This is a genomic window from Pantoea sp. ICBG 985, assembly GCF_002928365.1.
GTDB lineage: Bacteria > Pseudomonadota > Gammaproteobacteria > Enterobacterales > Enterobacteriaceae > Pantoea > Pantoea dispersa.
The window spans coordinates 158,070-174,603 of sequence record NZ_POWM01000006.1; the positions used below are offsets into that span (position 1 = coordinate 158,070).

Annotated in this window: 16 protein-coding genes; 14 read left to right on the top strand and 2 right to left on the bottom strand. The window is 60.2% G+C overall.

The window, feature by feature from the left end; genetic code table 11:
* Positions 1-626: 626 nt before the first annotated feature.
* The 9 genes from C1Y42_RS18460 (at position 627) to C1Y42_RS18500 (ending at position 9,278) form a co-directional block, all read left to right on the top strand.
* A complete protein-coding gene (locus tag C1Y42_RS18460; protein WP_021506593.1) occupies positions 627-1,232 on the top strand; it encodes a DsrE family protein in 606 nt (201 codons plus the stop codon).
* 27 nt (positions 1,233-1,259) lie between these two features.
* The gene (locus C1Y42_RS18465) at positions 1,260-1,868 is read left to right on the top strand and encodes a DsrE family protein (protein ID WP_021506594.1); all 609 of its coding nucleotides are present in this window, start codon (positions 1,260-1,262) and stop codon (positions 1,866-1,868) included.
* A 124-nt stretch (positions 1,869-1,992) separates the two neighbouring features.
* The gene (locus C1Y42_RS18470; protein ID WP_021506595.1) at positions 1,993-3,015 is read left to right on the top strand and encodes a substrate-binding domain-containing protein; all 1,023 of its coding nucleotides are present in this window, start codon (positions 1,993-1,995) and stop codon (positions 3,013-3,015) included.
* Complete coding sequence (locus C1Y42_RS18475; RefSeq protein ID WP_104094095.1) at positions 3,002-4,024, top strand: ABC transporter substrate-binding protein; 1,023 nt, start codon at positions 3,002-3,004, stop codon at positions 4,022-4,024. The genes C1Y42_RS18470 and C1Y42_RS18475 overlap by 14 nt, the downstream gene beginning before the upstream one ends.
* Positions 4,024-4,881, top strand: a complete 858-nt coding sequence (locus C1Y42_RS18480) for an ABC transporter permease (protein WP_104094096.1) — start codon at positions 4,024-4,026, stop codon at positions 4,879-4,881. The genes C1Y42_RS18475 and C1Y42_RS18480 overlap by 1 nt, the downstream gene beginning before the upstream one ends.
* Entirely contained in the window at positions 4,878-5,690 is an 813-nt protein-coding gene (locus tag C1Y42_RS18485) for an ABC transporter permease (protein ID WP_104094097.1), read from the top strand. The genes C1Y42_RS18480 and C1Y42_RS18485 overlap by 4 nt, the downstream gene beginning before the upstream one ends.
* Positions 5,687-6,673, top strand: coding sequence for an ABC transporter ATP-binding protein (locus C1Y42_RS18490; protein WP_104094098.1), 987 nt, complete (start codon positions 5,687-5,689; stop codon positions 6,671-6,673). Before C1Y42_RS18485 ends, C1Y42_RS18490 begins: the two co-directional genes overlap by 4 nt.
* A gap of 12 nt (positions 6,674-6,685) precedes the next feature.
* Positions 6,686-7,516 carry a phosphodiesterase gene (locus tag C1Y42_RS18495; protein WP_104094099.1) on the top strand — a complete coding sequence of 277 codons (831 nt, stop codon included), beginning with the start codon at positions 6,686-6,688 and terminating at the stop codon, positions 7,514-7,516.
* A 166-nt stretch (positions 7,517-7,682) separates the two neighbouring features.
* Positions 7,683-9,278 (top strand): sensor domain-containing diguanylate cyclase, encoded by a 1,596-nt coding sequence (locus tag C1Y42_RS18500; protein WP_021506601.1) that lies wholly within the window; start codon positions 7,683-7,685, stop codon positions 9,276-9,278.
* A gap of 57 nt (positions 9,279-9,335) precedes the next feature.
* Here C1Y42_RS18500 and bcp read toward each other — a convergent pair whose 3' ends face one another.
* Positions 9,336-9,803 (bottom strand): thioredoxin-dependent thiol peroxidase, encoded by a 468-nt coding sequence (bcp, locus tag C1Y42_RS18505; protein ID WP_021506602.1) that lies wholly within the window; start codon positions 9,801-9,803, stop codon positions 9,336-9,338.
* Between the two features lie 142 nt (positions 9,804-9,945).
* Positions 9,946-10,512 (bottom strand): glycine cleavage system transcriptional repressor, encoded by a 567-nt coding sequence (locus C1Y42_RS18510; protein WP_081049393.1) that lies wholly within the window; start codon positions 10,510-10,512, stop codon positions 9,946-9,948.
* A 143-nt stretch (positions 10,513-10,655) separates the two neighbouring features.
* On the opposite strand from C1Y42_RS18510, the gene dapA reads away from it, so the two are divergent.
* The 5 genes from dapA (at position 10,656) to C1Y42_RS18535 (ending at position 16,484) form a co-directional block, all read left to right on the top strand.
* Entirely contained in the window at positions 10,656-11,534 is an 879-nt protein-coding gene (gene dapA / locus C1Y42_RS18515) for a 4-hydroxy-tetrahydrodipicolinate synthase (protein WP_021506604.1), read from the top strand.
* A 14-nt stretch (positions 11,535-11,548) separates the two neighbouring features.
* Positions 11,549-12,580 (top strand): outer membrane protein assembly factor BamC, encoded by a 1,032-nt coding sequence (gene bamC, locus C1Y42_RS18520; protein ID WP_021506605.1) that lies wholly within the window; start codon positions 11,549-11,551, stop codon positions 12,578-12,580.
* Between the two features lie 144 nt (positions 12,581-12,724).
* Positions 12,725-13,438 carry a phosphoribosylaminoimidazolesuccinocarboxamide synthase gene (gene purC / locus C1Y42_RS18525; protein ID WP_031279423.1) on the top strand — a complete coding sequence of 238 codons (714 nt, stop codon included), beginning with the start codon at positions 12,725-12,727 and terminating at the stop codon, positions 13,436-13,438.
* Positions 13,439-13,644: 206 nt separating this feature from the next.
* Positions 13,645-14,508, top strand: a complete 864-nt coding sequence (locus C1Y42_RS18530; protein WP_021506607.1) for a neutral zinc metallopeptidase — start codon at positions 13,645-13,647, stop codon at positions 14,506-14,508.
* Positions 14,508-16,484, top strand: coding sequence for a tRNA(Met) cytidine acetyltransferase TmcA (locus tag C1Y42_RS18535; protein WP_104094100.1), 1,977 nt, complete (start codon positions 14,508-14,510; stop codon positions 16,482-16,484). The genes C1Y42_RS18530 and C1Y42_RS18535 overlap by 1 nt, the downstream gene beginning before the upstream one ends.
* Positions 16,485-16,534 lie beyond the last annotated feature (50 nt).

Sequence of the window (16,534 nt, forward strand, 5' to 3'; positions counted from 1 at the left end):
TTTCTGCCGCGGCTCTATCTTAACCACAGTGAGGATACAAGCAAATGCCGCCGTCACATTGACGTGATGGCAAAGAATGGCTGACTGACGCGAAATTTGTAGCAAAAAATTGAATAGCGAAAAGGCAAAAGAAAAAGGCGCAGCGCCCTGATGAAATTAAAGTTACGTAAAGTTGCTCAAAATAATTGAATCTGGCATGGTTTTTTCCAGGTTTACTCTGAAAAACACGCCCGAAAACCTACGGTTGGCCCGCTTTATCCATCAGTGATTTTTATCGTGCTGCTCTGTCCGTGCATCACCAGCCCAGAAATGAATGGTCAGGTTTTGCTCACTAGTCAACTGGCGGCGCGCGATGACAGTATTAACCCGCACGATGAGGCGCTGTCATCTGCCATACATCCCTCTGCCTGGTGACTGCCGGTATTTCCGGCCAGCTATTTTTCAACTCGCCCGCACCGCTCAATCAACAGCCTTATTCAATCAGCTGGCGCAATGATTTCTGCTGGCAGCCAAACGCCGGACAGCCCGCCAGTACAGGCGTTTTGCCCGCCGCGCGCTGTGGTATAGATAAAGCACTTTTTCAAACGGACTGTGAATTAACGCGCAGTACATGCCGGAGAGTTTCTATGCGTTCTGTTGTTTCCTACGCCCTGATTGCCATCGTGGGTGGGATGGTCGGTGCCGCCGTAATCAAAAGCGATGACCTGTATCAGCGCATCGCGGGCCATTTTTCCGCCGAACCTGCCGATCCGGACGGGTTCTGGAGCACGCCGGCGGTCGCGGGCTACGGCAAAATTCATTATGAAGCCGACGCCGCGTTTAAGCCGGCGGTGGGGCTGAGCAACAAAGTGGTGTTCCAGCTGACCCGCAATGAAGGCGATATCAAACGACCTAACCTCGGGCTGGAGCGCGTGGCGCGTGTGGTCAATCTGTACATCGCCGCTGGCGTACCGGCCGAACAGCTGCAGTTTGTGGTGTCGATGACCGGCGATGCCACGCCCGCCACGCTGGATAACGCGCATTTTAAGCAGTTTTACGGCGTCGATAACCCCAACCTCGCGCTGATTGGCGCGCTGAACAAGCTGGGCGTCAAAGTCTCGGTGTGCGATCAGTCGGTGGCGTTCCATCACTATCCGCGCGACTGGATCGACCGGTCGGTGATTCATGCATTATCCAGCCCGACCACGGTGTCGACGCTGGAAAATCAGGGCTATGCCTTTTTACAGATGTAATCGCGTCTTTGGTTAAGGAGAAGTGTCATGCGTCCAGCATCCTATATTGTTATCGCCGCGCTGGCGGGCTTTGTCGGCGGAAATGTGCTGCAGCTGCCGGAACTGGTGGATAAAGTCAGCGGCAAATTCGCTGACCAGAAAACCGAACCGGCGGATTTCTGGAGCACGCCGGCGATTGCCGGTTACGGTAAAATTCACTTTGTTAACACGCCGGATTACAACCCGGCCAACACGCCCGGGCTGAGCAATAAGATTGTGTTTCAGATCAACCGCAGCGAAGGGGATATCCATCAGCCAAACCTCGGCCTTGAGCGCGTGGCACGCGTCACCAACCTCTATTACGCGGCCGGCGTGCCGCTGAATCAGCTCAACTTTGTGGTGTCGATCAACAGCGATGCGGTGCCGGCCGCGCTCAATAACGATCAATTCCGTAAAGCGTACGGCAGCGATAACCCTAACCTGAAGCTGATTGATGAGCTGAAGAAAGCCGGGGTGAAAGTGACCATTTGCGACCAGTCGGTGGCCTTCCATCAGCTGGAGCGCGACTGGATTGATACCCGCGTCACGCATACGCTCTCCAGCGGCACCACCGTCGCGTCGCTGCAAAACGAAGGGTACGCCTTCCTGATGCTGTAATCCTGCCGACAGCAGTGCAGGCTGCTGTCATCTTTTCGTCATCCCTTCGCGATGTCACTGTCACAGTTCGCCGTTAGTTTAGGCGCCAATGAGATCGATCTCATCGGCACTTTACGAGGCGAACATGTCCGATTTACTCACGGTGGCAAAGCTGGCAGGCGTTTCACGCGCCACGGCCGCGCGCGCCTTTTCCGATCCCCATCTGCTGCGGCGCGACACGCTGGAGAGAGTGCTGGCGGCGTCGGAGCAGCTCGGCTTTCGTCCTAACCACATCGCGCGCCAGCTGCGCACGCAGCACTCCACCACCTTCGGCGTGCTGCTGCCCTCGCTGCTTAACCCGATCTTCTCCTGCCAGTTACAGGCGATGGAGCGCCAGGCGCGCGACGCCGGCTATGGCCTGCTGGTGGCCACCAGCGATTACCAGCCCGAGCGCGAAGCTGCCATCGTTGAACATATGCTGCGCCAGCGCGTGGCGGGCCTGGTCCTGACGGTGGCCGATGCGGATAACAGCGCGGTGCTCAGCACGCTGCAGGCGGCTGGCCTGCCATTTGTGCTGGCGCATAACGTGCCGCAGCACAGCCACTGGCCGGCGGTGTGCGTGGATAACCGCCAGGCGATGCGCGAAGCCACCGCACAGCTGCTGGCGCTTGGTCATCGCCGCATTGCCATGGTCGCCGGACCGATGCTGCAGTCAGACCGTGCGCGCCTGCGCTATCAGGGCTATTGCGATGCCATGCAGCACGCGGGCCTGACGGCGCTGCCGGTGATTGAGATGGCCAGCCACACCCAATCCGACTTTACGCTGCTGGCCCCGATGCTCGGCGGTGCCACCCCGCTCAGCGCCGTAATCTGCACTAACGACCTGCTGGCCATCAGCCTGATTGGCGCGGCGGCGCGCGCGGGCGTGCCTGTGCCACAGCAGCTCGCGGTGATGGGCTTTGACGGGATTGCGATGGGGGCACAAATGGCCCCGTCGCTGGCCAGCGTAGCGCAGCCCGCCGAACGGCTCGGCGCCTGCGCCATCGATATGTTGTTGCATAACGTCAGCCGCGGCACCCGCGTGCTGCCACATCAGTTGCGGAGCGGTGAGAGTGTTGCTGCCCCCGCGTTTATTGCCACCACCAGGGAACCTCATGATGCTGCATAAAAAAGTAAAAATTTACGCCGGCGCCATCGCGCTCAGCGCCAGCGCGTTGTTTACCAGCCTGACGCAGGCGGCGGAAACCGCCATCTGTTACAACTGTCCGCCCGAGTGGGCCGACTGGGGCACTCAGCTCAAAGCGATTGCCAGAGACACCGGTATTCAGGTGCCGCAGGACAACAAAAACTCCGGCCAGGCGCTGGCGCAGCTGGTGGCGGAGCAGGGCAATCCGGTGGCCGACGTGGTCTATTACGGCGTCAGCTTCGGCATTCAGGCCGACAGCGCCGGCGTGGTCGCCAGTTACAAACCGGCGCACTGGGATGACATTCCTGCCGGCATGAAAGACAGCAACGGCAAATGGGTGGCGCTGCACTCGGGCACCATGGGCTTTATGGTCAACGTCGATGCGCTGGGCGGCGCGCCGGTGCCGCAATCCTGGGACGACCTGCTGAAGCCGGAATACAAAGGCATGATTGGTTATCTCGATCCGGCCAGCGCCTTTGTCGGTTACGTGGCGGCGGTGGCGGTCAACCAGGCGAAGGGCGGCAACATGCAGGACTTCACGCCGGCGCTGAACTGGTTCAAAAAGCTGCAGACGAATCAGCCTATCGTGCCTAAGCAGACCGCGTATGCGCGCCTGATTTCCGGCGAGATCCCGATTCTGCTCGACTATGACTTCAATGCTTACCGCGCCCGCTATAAAGATCACGCCAACGTTGCCTTTGTTATTCCGCAAGAGGGCACGGTAACGGTGCCGTACGTCATTAGCATGGTGAAGAATGCACCGCACGCGGCGAACGGCAAAAAAGTGATCGACTATGTGCTGTCTGACAAGGGGCAGGCCATCTGGGCCAGCGCGTTCCTGCGCCCGGTGCGCACCGGCGCCATGAGCGCAGAAGCGAAGAAATATTTCCTGCCGGACAGCGACTATGCGCGTGCGCACACCGTTGACTATCAGCAGATGGCGGCAGCGCAGAAAGCCTTCTCGGCGCGCTATCTGAGTGAGATTCGCTGATGGCGATGACCGACAGCCTGGCGGCTTCGTGCCGCCGGAGACCGCGCCTGGCCGGCAGCCGCTGGCTATGGCTGACGCTGCCGGCGCTGCTGTTCTTCTGCGCCTTCTGGCTGCTGCCGTTTGTCCGGCTGCTGCAGATGGCGATGCAGGACGATCGCAGCACCCGGCACAGCGGCTACTGGACGGTACTGACGCAGCCACACTATCTGCTCAGCCTGCTGAATACCGTGCTGCTGTCGCTCGCCGTCACGCTGGTGACGCTGGCCATCGCCGCGACAGTCGGCTGCTTTCTGGCACGCCAGCGCTTCAGCGGACGCAGCACGCTGCTGGCGCTGCTGACGTTTCCGCTGGCCTTTCCGGGCGTGGTGGTGGGATTTCTGGTGGTGATGCTGGCGGGCCGTCAGGGACTGCTGGCGCAAATCAGCCTGGCGCTGTTCCACGAGCGCTGGATGCTGGCCTATTCGTTAACCGGCCTGTTTATTGGCTATCTCTATTTTTCACTGCCGCGCGCCATCATCACGCTGGTGGCGGCGAGTGAAAAACTCGACCGCTCTCTCGAAGAGGCGGCGCGTTCGCTGGGCGCCAGTCAGTGGCGCATCACCTGGGATGTGATTGTGCCGGGGCTGCAGCCGGCGCTGCTCTCCACCGGCGCGCTCTGTTTTGCCACCAGCATGGGTGCCTTCGGTACCGCGTTTACCCTGGGCACCGATCTGGCGGTGCTGCCGCTGACCATTTATGGCGAATTCACCAACTACGCCAATTTCGCCACCGCCGCCGCACTGTCGGTGGTGATGGGCGGCGTCGCCTGGCTGGCACTGATTCTGGCGCGCCGACTGGCTCACCAGGAGGTGACATGAGACGTCGCGGCCTGTTCAACCTGCAACTGCTGGTCACCGTGCTCACCGCGCTGTTCATGATCGTGCCGGTGGTGCTGTCGATGCTGGCCGGCGTGACCAACAACTACTTTACCGGCCTGCGCAGCGGCCTGACGCTGAAGTGGGTGACCCAGGTGTGGCAGCTTTACGCCGACACCTTCTGGCTGTCGCTGCTGATTGCGCTGGCCTGCCTGCTAATCACGCTGCTGATCGGCGTGCCGGCAGCGTGGGGATTGTTAAAAGCGCCGCGGCGCTGGGCGGCGCGCATCGAAGAGTGCCTGATGCTGCCGGTCGCGCTGCCGGGCCTCGCCACCGCGCTGGGCATCATCCTGCTGTACGGCCAGTTCTCCGGCCTGCGCGATAGCTGGCTGTTCATTCTCATCGGTCACGTGCTGTTTACCTTGCCGTTTATGCTGCGCCCGGTGCTGGCGGTAATGCAGGCGGTGGAGATGCCGCGGCTGGAAGAGGCAGCGGCCAGTCTCGGTGCCAGCCTGTGGCAACGCTTTTTTACCGTGGTGGTGCCCAACTGTCGCAACGGCATTCTCGCCGGGGCGTTTATGGTGATCACCCTGTCGGTGGGTGAGTTCAACATCACCTGGATGCTGCATACGCCGCTGACAAAAACGCTGCCGGTGGGGCTGGCAGACAGCTATGCCTCAATGCGACTGGAAGTGGGATCGGCCTACACGCTGATCTTTATTCTGCTGATTCTGCCGCTGCTGCTGATGCTCAACGCGGTCAATCACTGGCTCAACCGTACGCTCACGCGTGCTAATAAGGAGGCGGCATGAACCCTGCGGCCGTAACCGTTACGCTGCGCCACTGTGCGCGGCACTTTAATCACCAGCTGGCGCTGCAGCCGCTCGATCTGACGGTGCAGCCTGGCGAAACCCTGGTGCTGCTCGGTCCGTCCGGCTGTGGCAAAACCACCACGCTGCGCATCATCAGTGGCCTGGAGCGCTGTGACGACGGCGGCGAAGTGTGGTTCGACGATCGTAACGTGACAGCGCTGCCGATTGAGAAACGCAACGTGGGCATGGTGTTCCAGAACTACGCGCTGTTTCCCCATCTCAACGTGGCGCAGAACGTCGCTTACGGCCTGAAAGTGCAGGGCGTGGCGCGCGCCGAACGCGACGCGCGCGTGCAGGAGATGCTGGCCCTGGTGGATCTCAGCGCGCTGGCGCAGCGCAGCATCGACAAGCTGTCGGGCGGTCAAAAGCAGCGCGTAGCGCTGGCGCGTGCGCTGGCGGCGCGTCCGAAGGTGCTGCTGTTTGATGAGCCGCTGGCGGCGCTGGATGCGCGCCTGCGCGACCGGCTGCGGCTGGAGATTGGCGCGCTGCTGAAACAGCTGGCGATCACTGCCGTGTACGTCACGCACGATCAGCAGGAAGCGATGGCGCTGGGCGATCGCATTGCGGTGATGGAGCAGGGACGTCTGGTGCAGATCGATACGCCGCAAAATATTTACCAGCGCCCGGCGTCACAGTTTGTGGCGGATTTTGTCGGCGCGATTAACTGTATCGGGGTCGATGCGCGTGGCAATCCGCAGCATTTCTGCCGCCCGGAGGATGTGCTGCTGGCGGCGGACCAGCGCTACGCACGCCCTGGTTTTATCCTCGGCACCACCTTTCTCGGCGCTGCGCAGCGGCTGAGTATTGATATCGGGCTGGCGGCGCCGATCCAGGTTGATCGCCACGCGCGCGAAGCCTGGCACGCCGGCCAGCCGGTAAGCTGGACGCTGGCGCAGGATGCCGCGCTGCACTTTTCTGCCTGATAAGGAGCTGTTGTGACTGACGCAATAACGCTGATTGCGCAAATCAGCGATTTACACATCAAGGCCCATGGCCGTCTCTCCTATAAAAAAGTGGATACGCACGCTGCGCTGCTGCGGGTGATCGACACGCTGAATCAGCTGGTGCCGCGACCGGATAAGGTGGTGATTACCGGCGACCTGGTGGATTTTGGCACTGCGGAAGAGTACCAGACGCTGCGCGAGGCGCTGCGCCATCTGCAGCTGCCGTTCCTGCTGATGCCGGGCAATCACGACGATCGCCAGCAGCTGCGCGCCGCGTTTCCGGAGCATCACTACCTGCAGCACGGCGAAACGCTCAACTGGCAGATGCGTGTGAATCATCTGCAGCTGCTGGCGCTCGACTCCAGTGTACCGCATCAGCCGTGGGGCTACGTCGATGACGCACAGCTGCAATGGCTGGCAGAGCAGCTGGCGCGTGAGCCTGATTTGCCGACGCTGGTGCTGCTGCATCATCCGCCGTTCCTGAGCGGCATTGGCCATATGGATCGGCAGCCGCTGCGCAATCCGGCGGCGCTGGCTGCCATTATTGGTCAGCATCCCCAGGTGGAACGGGTTCTGAGCGGCCACCTGCACCGCTCGGTGCAGGCGCGTTTTGCCGGCACGCTGGCCTGCGTGGCGCCCGGTGTGTCGCATCAGGTGGCACTGGATTTGCGTGACCACGGTCCGGCGAACTTTGTGCTGGAACCGCCCGGTTTTCTGCTGCATCGCTGGCAGCCGCAGCAGGGGATGACTACGCATCTGTGCGCGATCGGCGATTATCCAGGACCGTGGCCGTTTTACGATGCGCAGGGTTTAATTGATTAGCACCAGTAATAGCACAATAAAAAAGCGTTCCTGAGGGTCTGCGTCGTAGTCAATTTGGCTCAGAGGTGTACAATTGTCTGTTACCTCACCAGGGTAAACACCTCCAATTATAACAAGATAGTCAGGCACGCTAACTTATGAAGCTACTCTCCAGGGCGGTTGCGCCATGTTAACGCGCATCCGGCCAAAAACTGATCTGCGCACGCTGATTGCGCTGCTGGCGATCACCAGTATCGTCATCACACTGGCTAATACGCTGTACGCCACCTGGCGCGTACAGCGCATGGTGCTGATCGAAAGCACCCTTGAAGCCAATCGCGCTTACGCCACCAAACTGGCGGCCACCACCGAAGTGTTTTTCCAGCTGGCGCAGTCGCAGCTGCACTACAGCGCCAATCAGCTGGGTAAAGATTTCGACAATCCCGAACTGCTGCAGCAGGAAGTGAACCGACTGCGCGAACAGACCAGCAGCTTTAACTCGGTGGCGATTGTCGACAGCAACGGCGTGATTAAAGCCATTTCGCCGGAATCGCTGATGCTGAAAGGCATGCAGCTCACCAGCCAGTCTTCGCGCGAAGCGCTGGCGCAGCGCCAGCCGATGGTCAGCCGGCCCACCATTTCTGCCACCAATAACCTGCTGGTGTTTGTTTCCTGGCCGGTATGGAGCACCGATGGGCGCTATCTTGGCTACGTCGGCGGCACTATTTATCTGAAGAAAAAAAGCATTCTTAACGTGCTGCTCGGCGAGCAGTACTATCGTGACGGCACCCATGTTTACGTGCTGGATCGCGAAAACCGCGTGCTGTATCACCAGAACAACCAGCTGATTGGCAAAAACGTGCCGGGCATCGTCAGCGATCGTCAGCGCCAGGAGCACAGCAATGGCGAAGTTCAGCTGACGGAAGAGGGTACGGCGAAGCTGGCGGGCTACGCGGTGGTGCCCACCACCGGCTGGATGGTGGTGGCGCTCAAGCCGACAAACGTCACGCTGGCACCGCTCTCCGGGCTGCTGCTCCAGGTGCTGAAGAATTCGGTGCCGTTTGCGCTGCTGACACTGCTGGTGGCGGTGATTCTGGCCCGGCTGATCGCCTTGCCGCTGTGGCAGCTGGCGCGTAAAGCCAGCCAGATGGATACCCAGGGCGTTTCCGGGGAAATTGGCGTGATCCGCGCCTGGTACTTTGAAGCGGCGCAGGTGAAGCGCGCGCTGCTCACCGGCATTGGTCTGGTGCAGGATAAAATCGGCCGGCTTAAGTCAGAGGTGCAGAGCGATCCCATGACCAGCCTGCTCAATCGCCGCGGCCTGAGCGCGGTGCTCGACTATTTTGATACCATGCAGCAGCCGTTTGCCGTGCTGGCGCTGGATATTGACCACTTCAAACGGGTGAATGATAACTTCGGGCATGATGTTGGCGACGAGGTGATCAAACAGGTGGCGCGCACGCTGCGCCAGAGCGCGCGTCAGACCGACGTGGTGTGCCGGAACGGCGGCGAGGAGTTTCTGATGCTGCTACCCGCCACCGCCCCTGATGAAGCGCGGGTGATTGCGGAGCGTGTGCGCACCAGCATTGCCGGCGGCTGGATTGATCCGGTCGGGCAGATCACGATTTCGATTGGTATCGCCAGCTGGCAGCCGACGCACGGCAGTCAGGAGCAGATTCTGAAGCAGGCCGATGATGCGCTGTATCAGGCGAAAAACGCCGGACGTAACTGCGTGGTGATCGCCGGGCAGGAGGCGCTGGCCAGCACGGTTTCGCGCTATTAACCGGGCAGCGTCACAGCAGGATAAAAAAACGGGTGCCTGGCTGGCACCCGTTGGTAATCAGGCTGATTTCAGGTAATCGAGCACGATATCGTGGTGGTTCGAGGTTTTAAAATCGTCGAACACCTTCTCCACTTTGCCATCGCCGCCAATCAGGAAGCTAATGCGGTGAATGCCGTCGTAGGTTTTCCCCATAAAGGTTTTCTCACCCCAGACGCCAAACTGCTCGCAAACCTGATGATCTTCATCCGACAGCAGGGTGAAGTTGAGCAATTCTTTCTCGACAAAGCGAGACAGTTTTTCCGGCTTGTCGGTGCTGATGCCCAGCACTTCCACGCCCGCCTTCTTTAAATCATCCATGTTATCGCGCAGACCACAGGCCTGCGTGGTGCAGCCCGGCGTCATGGCTTTCGGGTAGAAATAGACCAGAACGCGCTGTCCCTGGAAGTCGGCCAAATTTACTTGTTCGCCATCCTGATCGGGCAAGCTAAATTTCGGTGCGGTGTCACCGGCTTTCAGTGGATTCATCACAACTCTCCATTTTTTTCTTCATGCTGTGGGTAATACACCATCAGCGGCAAAAGCGCCAGGTGGAGTTTACCTCAGGGTTATTTCACTACACGGTATACCAGCGCGGCAGAGTGTGTGGCGGAATAACCCGGAGCCTGATTCAGACGGCGCTGTGCGCGTCGTCGGTGACACTATAGAGGCGAATTGAACCTTGTGCATGCAGTTCTTCGCACAGCCGATGGAAAGCCTGCTCAAACGGTGCGCTGGCATGATTCGCCGGGCTGTGCGCGGTCATCTGAATATAGAGCACCGGCGGCTCGTCGTCCTGGGCGGGCGTAATGCGCGACACCAGCTCGGCGATGTTCATCTGATGTTTATCGAACAGATCGGTGAAGCGTTCGATGATATGCGGTGAGTCCGGCACTTCTACCTGTACCCAGACGGTAGCGGGCATCGGCGGCGTCACGCGCGCGTTAGTGCGCTTCATCACGATCAGCAGCTCCAGCTCGGCACCCTTCATCGGCAGGGTCGATTCAATCAGGGTAATGGCGTTCCAGCTGCCGGAGAGCAGCATAATAAAGGTAAACTCGTCGCCCAGCATCGCCAGGCGGCTGTCTTCAATGTTGCAACCGCAGCTGCTGACGTGGCGGGTAATAGTATTGACGATACCCGGACGATCAACGCCCAGAGCGGTGATCACCAGATGGTGCGGCTGTGACTGCGGCAAAATGGCGTTTCCTGTACGTTCGCTAATAACCATAAGGTAAACATAAAAAAAACTGCTGACAAGCGCGGTAATGGCGTGGCTCGCTTGCTTTTCTTTCGGCGGAAAACGTAACATGAGGCACTTGTTTGTCGAGGGGATAGCCCATGTTCACCGGAAGTATTGTTGCGCTCATTACGCCTTTGAATGAAAAAGGTGATGTCTGCCGCGCAAGTCTGAAAAAACTGATTGATTATCATGTCGCCAGCGGTACGGCGGCGATTGTTTCTGTTGGCACCACCGGCGAATCCGCGACCCTCAGCCATGAAGAGCATGGCGATGTGGTGATGCAAACCCTGGAGCTGGCCGATGGCCGCATTCCCGTGATTGCCGGGACCGGCGCGAATGCCACCGCCGAAGGGATCTCTCTGACAAAACGCTTCACTGGCACCGGCGTAGTCGGCTGCCTCACCGTGACCCCGTACTACAACCGTCCGACGCAGGAAGGTCTGTACCAGCACTTCAAAGCGATCGCCGAAAGCACCGATCTGCCACAGATGCTGTATAACGTCCCGTCACGTACCGGCTGTGACATGCTGCCGGAAACCGTTGCCCGTCTGGCTGAAATCAAAAATATTATCGGAATCAAAGAGGCCACCGGGAACTTATCGCGTATTTCGCAGATCCAACAGCTGGTTGGAGATGAGTTCATTATTGTCAGCGGTGATGACGCGACAGCGCTGGACTCCATGCAACTGGGCGGCAAAGGCGTTATTTCGGTCACGGCTAACATTGCAGCACGTGAAATGGTTGAACTCTGTGCGCTGGCACAAGAGGGCAAATTTGCCGAAGCGCGTCGCCTGAATCAGCGTCTGATGCACCTGCACCAGACGCTTTTCTGTGAACCGAATCCTATCCCGGTGAAATGGGCCGCGAAACAGCTAGGATTAATCGCCGATGACACGCTGCGCTTGCCGATGACGCCGCTGACCGAAGCCGGTCAGGCGAAAACCGCGCAGGCGCTGATCCAGGCGGGTCTGCGATAATTTAGGGAGAATCAATGAGTTATTCAGTTAAGCGCTCGACGCTGGCAACCGTGGTGGGCCTCTCCACCCTGATGCTGCTAACAGCTTGTTCCAGCGATCAGCGTTATAAGCGCCAGGTCAGCGGTGATGAATCTTACCTGCAGGCGCCTGAACTGCATGATTTAAAAGCCCCGGCGGGCATGATTCTGCCGCTGCAGAATGGTGATTACGATGTGCCGCACAGCGTGGCGAAAGGCGCGCTGGGTAAAGAGCTCGACATCCGTCCACCGGCGCAGCCGCTGGCGCTGATGAACGGCACCCGCGCGCAGTTCACCGGTAACACCGGCGTGCTGGCGGTTGACAGCAGCCGTGGCTCCATCTGGTCGCAGGTGGTGAACGTGGTGCAGTCGTACAAATTCCCGGTTGCCCAGCGTGATGATGCGGCGCAGCAGCTCACCACCGACTGGGTGCAGTGGAACCGTGCTGACGAAGATAACCAGTATCGCGGCCGTTACCAGATCAGCGTGCAGAACCAGGGCTATCAGCAGGTGCTGACCGTACGTCTGCTGGAACTGCAGCAGCAGGGCCAGACGGTCACCACGCCGGTCCAGGTTCAGCGCTATACCGGTCAGATGCTGAATGACATCAGCACCGGTCTGGATAAGATCGATACCGCCAGCCAGGATGCGGCTGCCGGACGTGCCAGCGGACAGATTGATGTCCAGAGCGGCGCGGACGACACCGGTCTGCCACTGCTGGTGCTGCGCTCACCGTTTAACGTCACCTGGCAGCGTCTGCCGGCGGCGCTGAAGCGTATGGGCATGGAAGTTACCGATGACAACCGCTCGCAGGGCAGTCTGAAAGTGACCTACAAGCAGCCGGGCAGCAGCGCGTTTGACGCTATCGGCGCGAAAGATCCGGAACTGCCAAACGGCGACTACAAGTTGCAGGTGGGCGATCTCGATAACCGCAGCAGCCTGCAGTTCATCGATCCGAAAGGACACGTACTCACCCAGGCGCAGAATGATGCGCTGGTGGCGGTCCTGCAGGGCGCACTGAACAAATAAATGCAATAAAGGCCGGAGATTCTCCGGCCTTTTTGTTTTGGTTTTGGCATAATAGCGCCCGGCGAGGTAAACGATTGCGTCAGGCAGTCATCGCGCGGTGAAACACCGCTGAACACGGGTTCTTTCATGTTTGGAGTTAACAAGATGCAAAAGCGAGCTGAGTTGTATCGCGGTAAAGCGAAAACCGTATACAGCACCGACAATCCGGATCTGCTGGTACTTGAATTCCGCAACGATACGTCAGCAGGAGACGGTGCACGAATCGAGCAGTTTGATCGTAAAGGCATGGTGAACAACAAGTTCAACCATTTCATCATGACCAAACTGCAGGAAGCGGGCATTCCGACCCAGATGGAAGCGCTGCTTTCTGATAACGAAGCGCTGGTGAAAAAGCTGGAGATGGTGCCGGTAGAGTGCGTGGTGCGCAACCGGGCGGCCGGATCGCTGGTGAAACGTCTGGGCGTGGAAGAGGGCATGCTGCTCAATCCACCGCTGTTTGATCTCTTCCTGAAAGATGACGCCAAACACGACCCGATGGTCAACGAATCGTACTGCGAAACCTTTGGCTGGGTGAGCAAGGCTAACCTGGCGCGCATGCAGGAGCTGACCTTCAAAGCCAACGAAGTGCTGAGCAAACTGTTTGATGATGCCGGCCTGATTCTGGTGGACTTCAAGCTGGAGTTTGGCCTGTTCAAAGGTGAAGTGACGCTGGGCGACGAATTCTCGCCAGACGGCGCGCGTCTGTGGGACAAAGAGACCATGGACAAGATGGACAAAGACCGTTTCCGTCAGAGCCTCGGCGGCCTGATCGAAGCGTACGAAGAAGTGGCACACCGTCTGGGTGTCAAACTGGACTAAGCTTCTGCCGGTGTGCGTCACGGTATAACAGACGCAAACCTTACAGCGCATGAAGGTCGCCCTTGCTGGCGGCCTTTTTTATCGTCTGTTTACGGCCTTCACGCTGCACCCTGCGCGCAATCTCGCTCCGCTGGCATCGCATTGCTGGTACTAACCTCTGCCGCCAACTAAAATCATGCAAAAGTCATTGATAACAGGAGCAGGCCATGCGCTGGCAAGGGCGTCGTGAAAGCGACAATGTGGAAGATCGTCGCGGCGATTCGCCGGGTTTTAGTTCTGGCGGACGCCAGATTCGTCTGCCGCGCGGCAAGGGCGGCATTATTCTGCTGATTGTGGTCGCGGTCGCTGGCTATTATGGCTACGACCTCACCGCCCTGCTGGAAGGCGGCGCGCCGGTGTCGCAACAGCAGCAGCGTCAGGTCAATTCGGCGCAGGATAACGAGGCGGCCAAATTCACCTCGGTGATCCTCGCCACCACTGAAGATACCTGGGGCAAACTGTTCCAGCAGATGGGCAAACAATACGCGCCGCCAAAGCTGGTGATGTATCGCGGTGCGACGCGCACTAACTGCGGCACCGGCCAGTCGGCAATGGGGCCGTTCTACTGCCCGGCCGATCAGACGGTATATATCGATCTCTCCTTCTATGACGACATGAAAACCAAACTCGGAGCCGGGGGGGATTTTGCCCAGGGTTATGTCATCGCTCACGAAGTAGGGCATCACGTGCAGAAACTGCTGGGTATCGAACCCAAAGTGCGGCAGATGCAGCAGGGCGCTACGCAGGCGCAGGTGAACCAGCTGTCGGTGAAGATGGAGCTGCAGGCGGACTGCTTTGCTGGCGTCTGGGGTCACTATATGCAGCAGGAGAACATTCTTGAGGTGGGCGATTTGCAGGAAGCGCTGAACGCCGCCGAGGCGATTGGCGACGATCGTCTGCAGCAGCAAAGTCAGGGGCGCGTAGTGCCGGACAGCTTCACTCACGGCACCTCACAGCAGCGCTACACCTGGTTCAAACGCGGTTTTGATAGCGGCAATCCGGGCCAGTGCAACACCTTCGCCAGTAACTGATGTTGCACGCTGAACTGACGGCGGCGATGCAGCAAGCCGGTATCCGCCGTCTGTGCGTGATTGCCGGTGAGGCCGGCTGGGCGCGCCAGGAGGCGGCCACATGGCAGGCCGCGCTGCCCGGTGACTGGTTAACGGTCAGCGACAGCGATGACTTCCCGCAGCGCGTCGCGCCTGCGGCGCTGCGTACCCTGCTGGGCCGGGAATTCCGGCATGCCATTTTCGATGCGCGCCACGGCTTTCACGCGGAAGCGTTCGCCGCGCTGGCCGGGACGCTGCGGGCTGGCAGCTGGCTGCTGTTACTGACGCCTGACTGGAACGCCTGGCCGGCGCAGCCCGATCGCGACAGCCTGCGCTGGGCCGATGTCGACCAGCCCATCGCCACGCCGCATTTCATCCACCACCTGCAACAGCATATCCTGCAGGATGCGCAGGTGATGCTGCTGCGTCAGCATCAGACGCCGCGCCTGCCGCCGCCGCAGCCCTTCGCGCCGTGGCAGTGTCGCGCCCCCGAGCAGCAGGCGCAGATTGTCCGTCAGCTGTGCGCCATGCCGCCCGGTGTCGCGGTGATCATCGCCCCGCGCGGTCGCGGCAAATCGGCGCTGGCGGGGATGCTGGCGCGCCAGACGCAAAGCGCGCTGGTGACGGCGCCGGCCAAAGCCGCGACGGAGGTGCTGGCGCAGTTCGCCGCTGAGCAGTTTAGATTTATGGCCCCGGATGCGATTCTCGCTCAGCCGCAGGAGGCTCAGCCGCTGGCAGAATGGCTGATTGTGGATGAGGCCGCGGCCATCCCCGCGCCGCTGTTACAGCAGCTGGTGCAGCGTTTTCCACGCGTTCTGCTGACCACCACGGTGCAGGGCTACGAAGGTACCGGGCGCGGTTTCATGCTGCGCTTTTGCGCCACGCTGCCGCAGGTGCGCTATTTCCAGCTGGATGAGCCGCTGCGCTGGTCGGCGCAGGATCCGCTGGAGCAGTGGCTGAGTGCGGCGCTGCTGTTTGCTGAGGCCGAAGCCTGCGACGCACCCGCGCAGACAGCGATTTTTGCCGCTACGCCCACGCAGCACGCCGACGCCTTACAGGCCGGCTATCGTCTGCTGGCGAGCGCCCACTATCGCACCTCGCCGCTCGATCTGCGACGTATGCTGGATGCGCCCGGCATGCATTTCTGGCTGGCCGGGCAGCCGCAGCAGGTCACCGGCGCGCTGTGGCTGGTGGAAGAGGGCGGACTGGATGCTGCGCTGGCGCAGGCGGTATGGGCCGGCTTACGTCGTCCGCGCGGCAATCTGGTGGCGCAGTCATTAGCGGCACATGCCGGTTTTACTGAAGCGGCGACGTTACGTTCGCTGCGCATCAGCCGCATCGCCGTGCAGGCCGCGCAGCGCCAGCGCGGCATCGGTCGCGCGCTGGTGGCGACGGCGCGGCAGCAGGCACAGGGCGCGGATTATCTGTCGGTGAGCTTTGGCTACACCGCAGCGCTGTGGCAGTTCTGGCACTCCTGCGGCTTTACGCTGGTGCGTATCGGTTCACAGCGCGAAGCCAGCAGCGGTTGCTATGCGGCGATGGCGATTTGTGCGCTGACGCCAGCCGGTGAAGCCCTGCAGCAGCGCGCCGCGCAGCGTCTGGCGCGCGACTGGCCGTGGCTGCAAAAGCTGATCGCGGTGCCGCTGACCCTGTCGCCCACCGACCATCAATCTCTCAGCGCCGACGACTGGCCGCTGCTGGCCGCGTTTGCCTGGGCGCAGCGGCCCTATGAAGCCAGCTATCCGGCGCTGCAGCGGCTGGCTGGTGTCGCATCGCCACCGTTGCTGTGTGCCATACTGCAACAAAAACAAACGCTGAGTGAAGCGGCACGGCTGGCCGGTGTGAGCGGGCGTAAAGCGCTGATGCTCAGGCTGCGCGCGGAGGCGGCTGACGCACTCACCACGCTGGATGCCGCCGCCGCGCAGCACTGGCAGCAGCGCCTCGGCACATTGCAATAAATCCATTATCTCGTTCAAATTTTCCCAATATCACTTTGCCGTCAGCGGCG

Excerpts from the sequence above, each read along its gene's own strand:
- C1Y42_RS18460 (WP_021506593.1), top strand. The coding sequence starts at position 627 with ATGCGTTCTGTTGTTTCCTACGCCCTGATTGCCATCGTGGGTGGGATG.
- C1Y42_RS18465 (WP_021506594.1), top strand. The coding sequence starts at position 1,260 with ATGCGTCCAGCATCCTATATTGTTATCGCCGCGCTGGCGGGCTTTGTC.
- C1Y42_RS18470 (WP_021506595.1), top strand. The coding sequence starts at position 1,993 with ATGTCCGATTTACTCACGGTGGCAAAGCTGGCAGGCGTTTCACGCGCC.
- C1Y42_RS18475 (WP_104094095.1), top strand. The coding sequence starts at position 3,002 with ATGATGCTGCATAAAAAAGTAAAAATTTACGCCGGCGCCATCGCGCTC.
- C1Y42_RS18480 (WP_104094096.1), top strand. The coding sequence starts at position 4,024 with ATGGCGATGACCGACAGCCTGGCGGCTTCGTGCCGCCGGAGACCGCGC.
- C1Y42_RS18485 (WP_104094097.1), top strand. The coding sequence starts at position 4,878 with ATGAGACGTCGCGGCCTGTTCAACCTGCAACTGCTGGTCACCGTGCTC.
- C1Y42_RS18490 (WP_104094098.1), top strand. The coding sequence starts at position 5,687 with ATGAACCCTGCGGCCGTAACCGTTACGCTGCGCCACTGTGCGCGGCAC.
- C1Y42_RS18500 (WP_021506601.1), top strand. The coding sequence starts at position 7,683 with ATGTTAACGCGCATCCGGCCAAAAACTGATCTGCGCACGCTGATTGCG.
- bcp (WP_021506602.1), bottom strand. The coding sequence starts at position 9,803 with ATGAATCCACTGAAAGCCGGTGACACCGCACCGAAATTTAGCTTGCCC.
- dapA (WP_021506604.1), top strand. The coding sequence starts at position 10,656 with ATGTTCACCGGAAGTATTGTTGCGCTCATTACGCCTTTGAATGAAAAA.
- bamC (WP_021506605.1), top strand. The coding sequence starts at position 11,549 with ATGAGTTATTCAGTTAAGCGCTCGACGCTGGCAACCGTGGTGGGCCTC.
- purC (WP_031279423.1), top strand. The coding sequence starts at position 12,725 with ATGCAAAAGCGAGCTGAGTTGTATCGCGGTAAAGCGAAAACCGTATAC.
- C1Y42_RS18530 (WP_021506607.1), top strand. The coding sequence starts at position 13,645 with ATGCGCTGGCAAGGGCGTCGTGAAAGCGACAATGTGGAAGATCGTCGC.
- C1Y42_RS18535 (WP_104094100.1), top strand. The coding sequence starts at position 14,508 with ATGTTGCACGCTGAACTGACGGCGGCGATGCAGCAAGCCGGTATCCGC.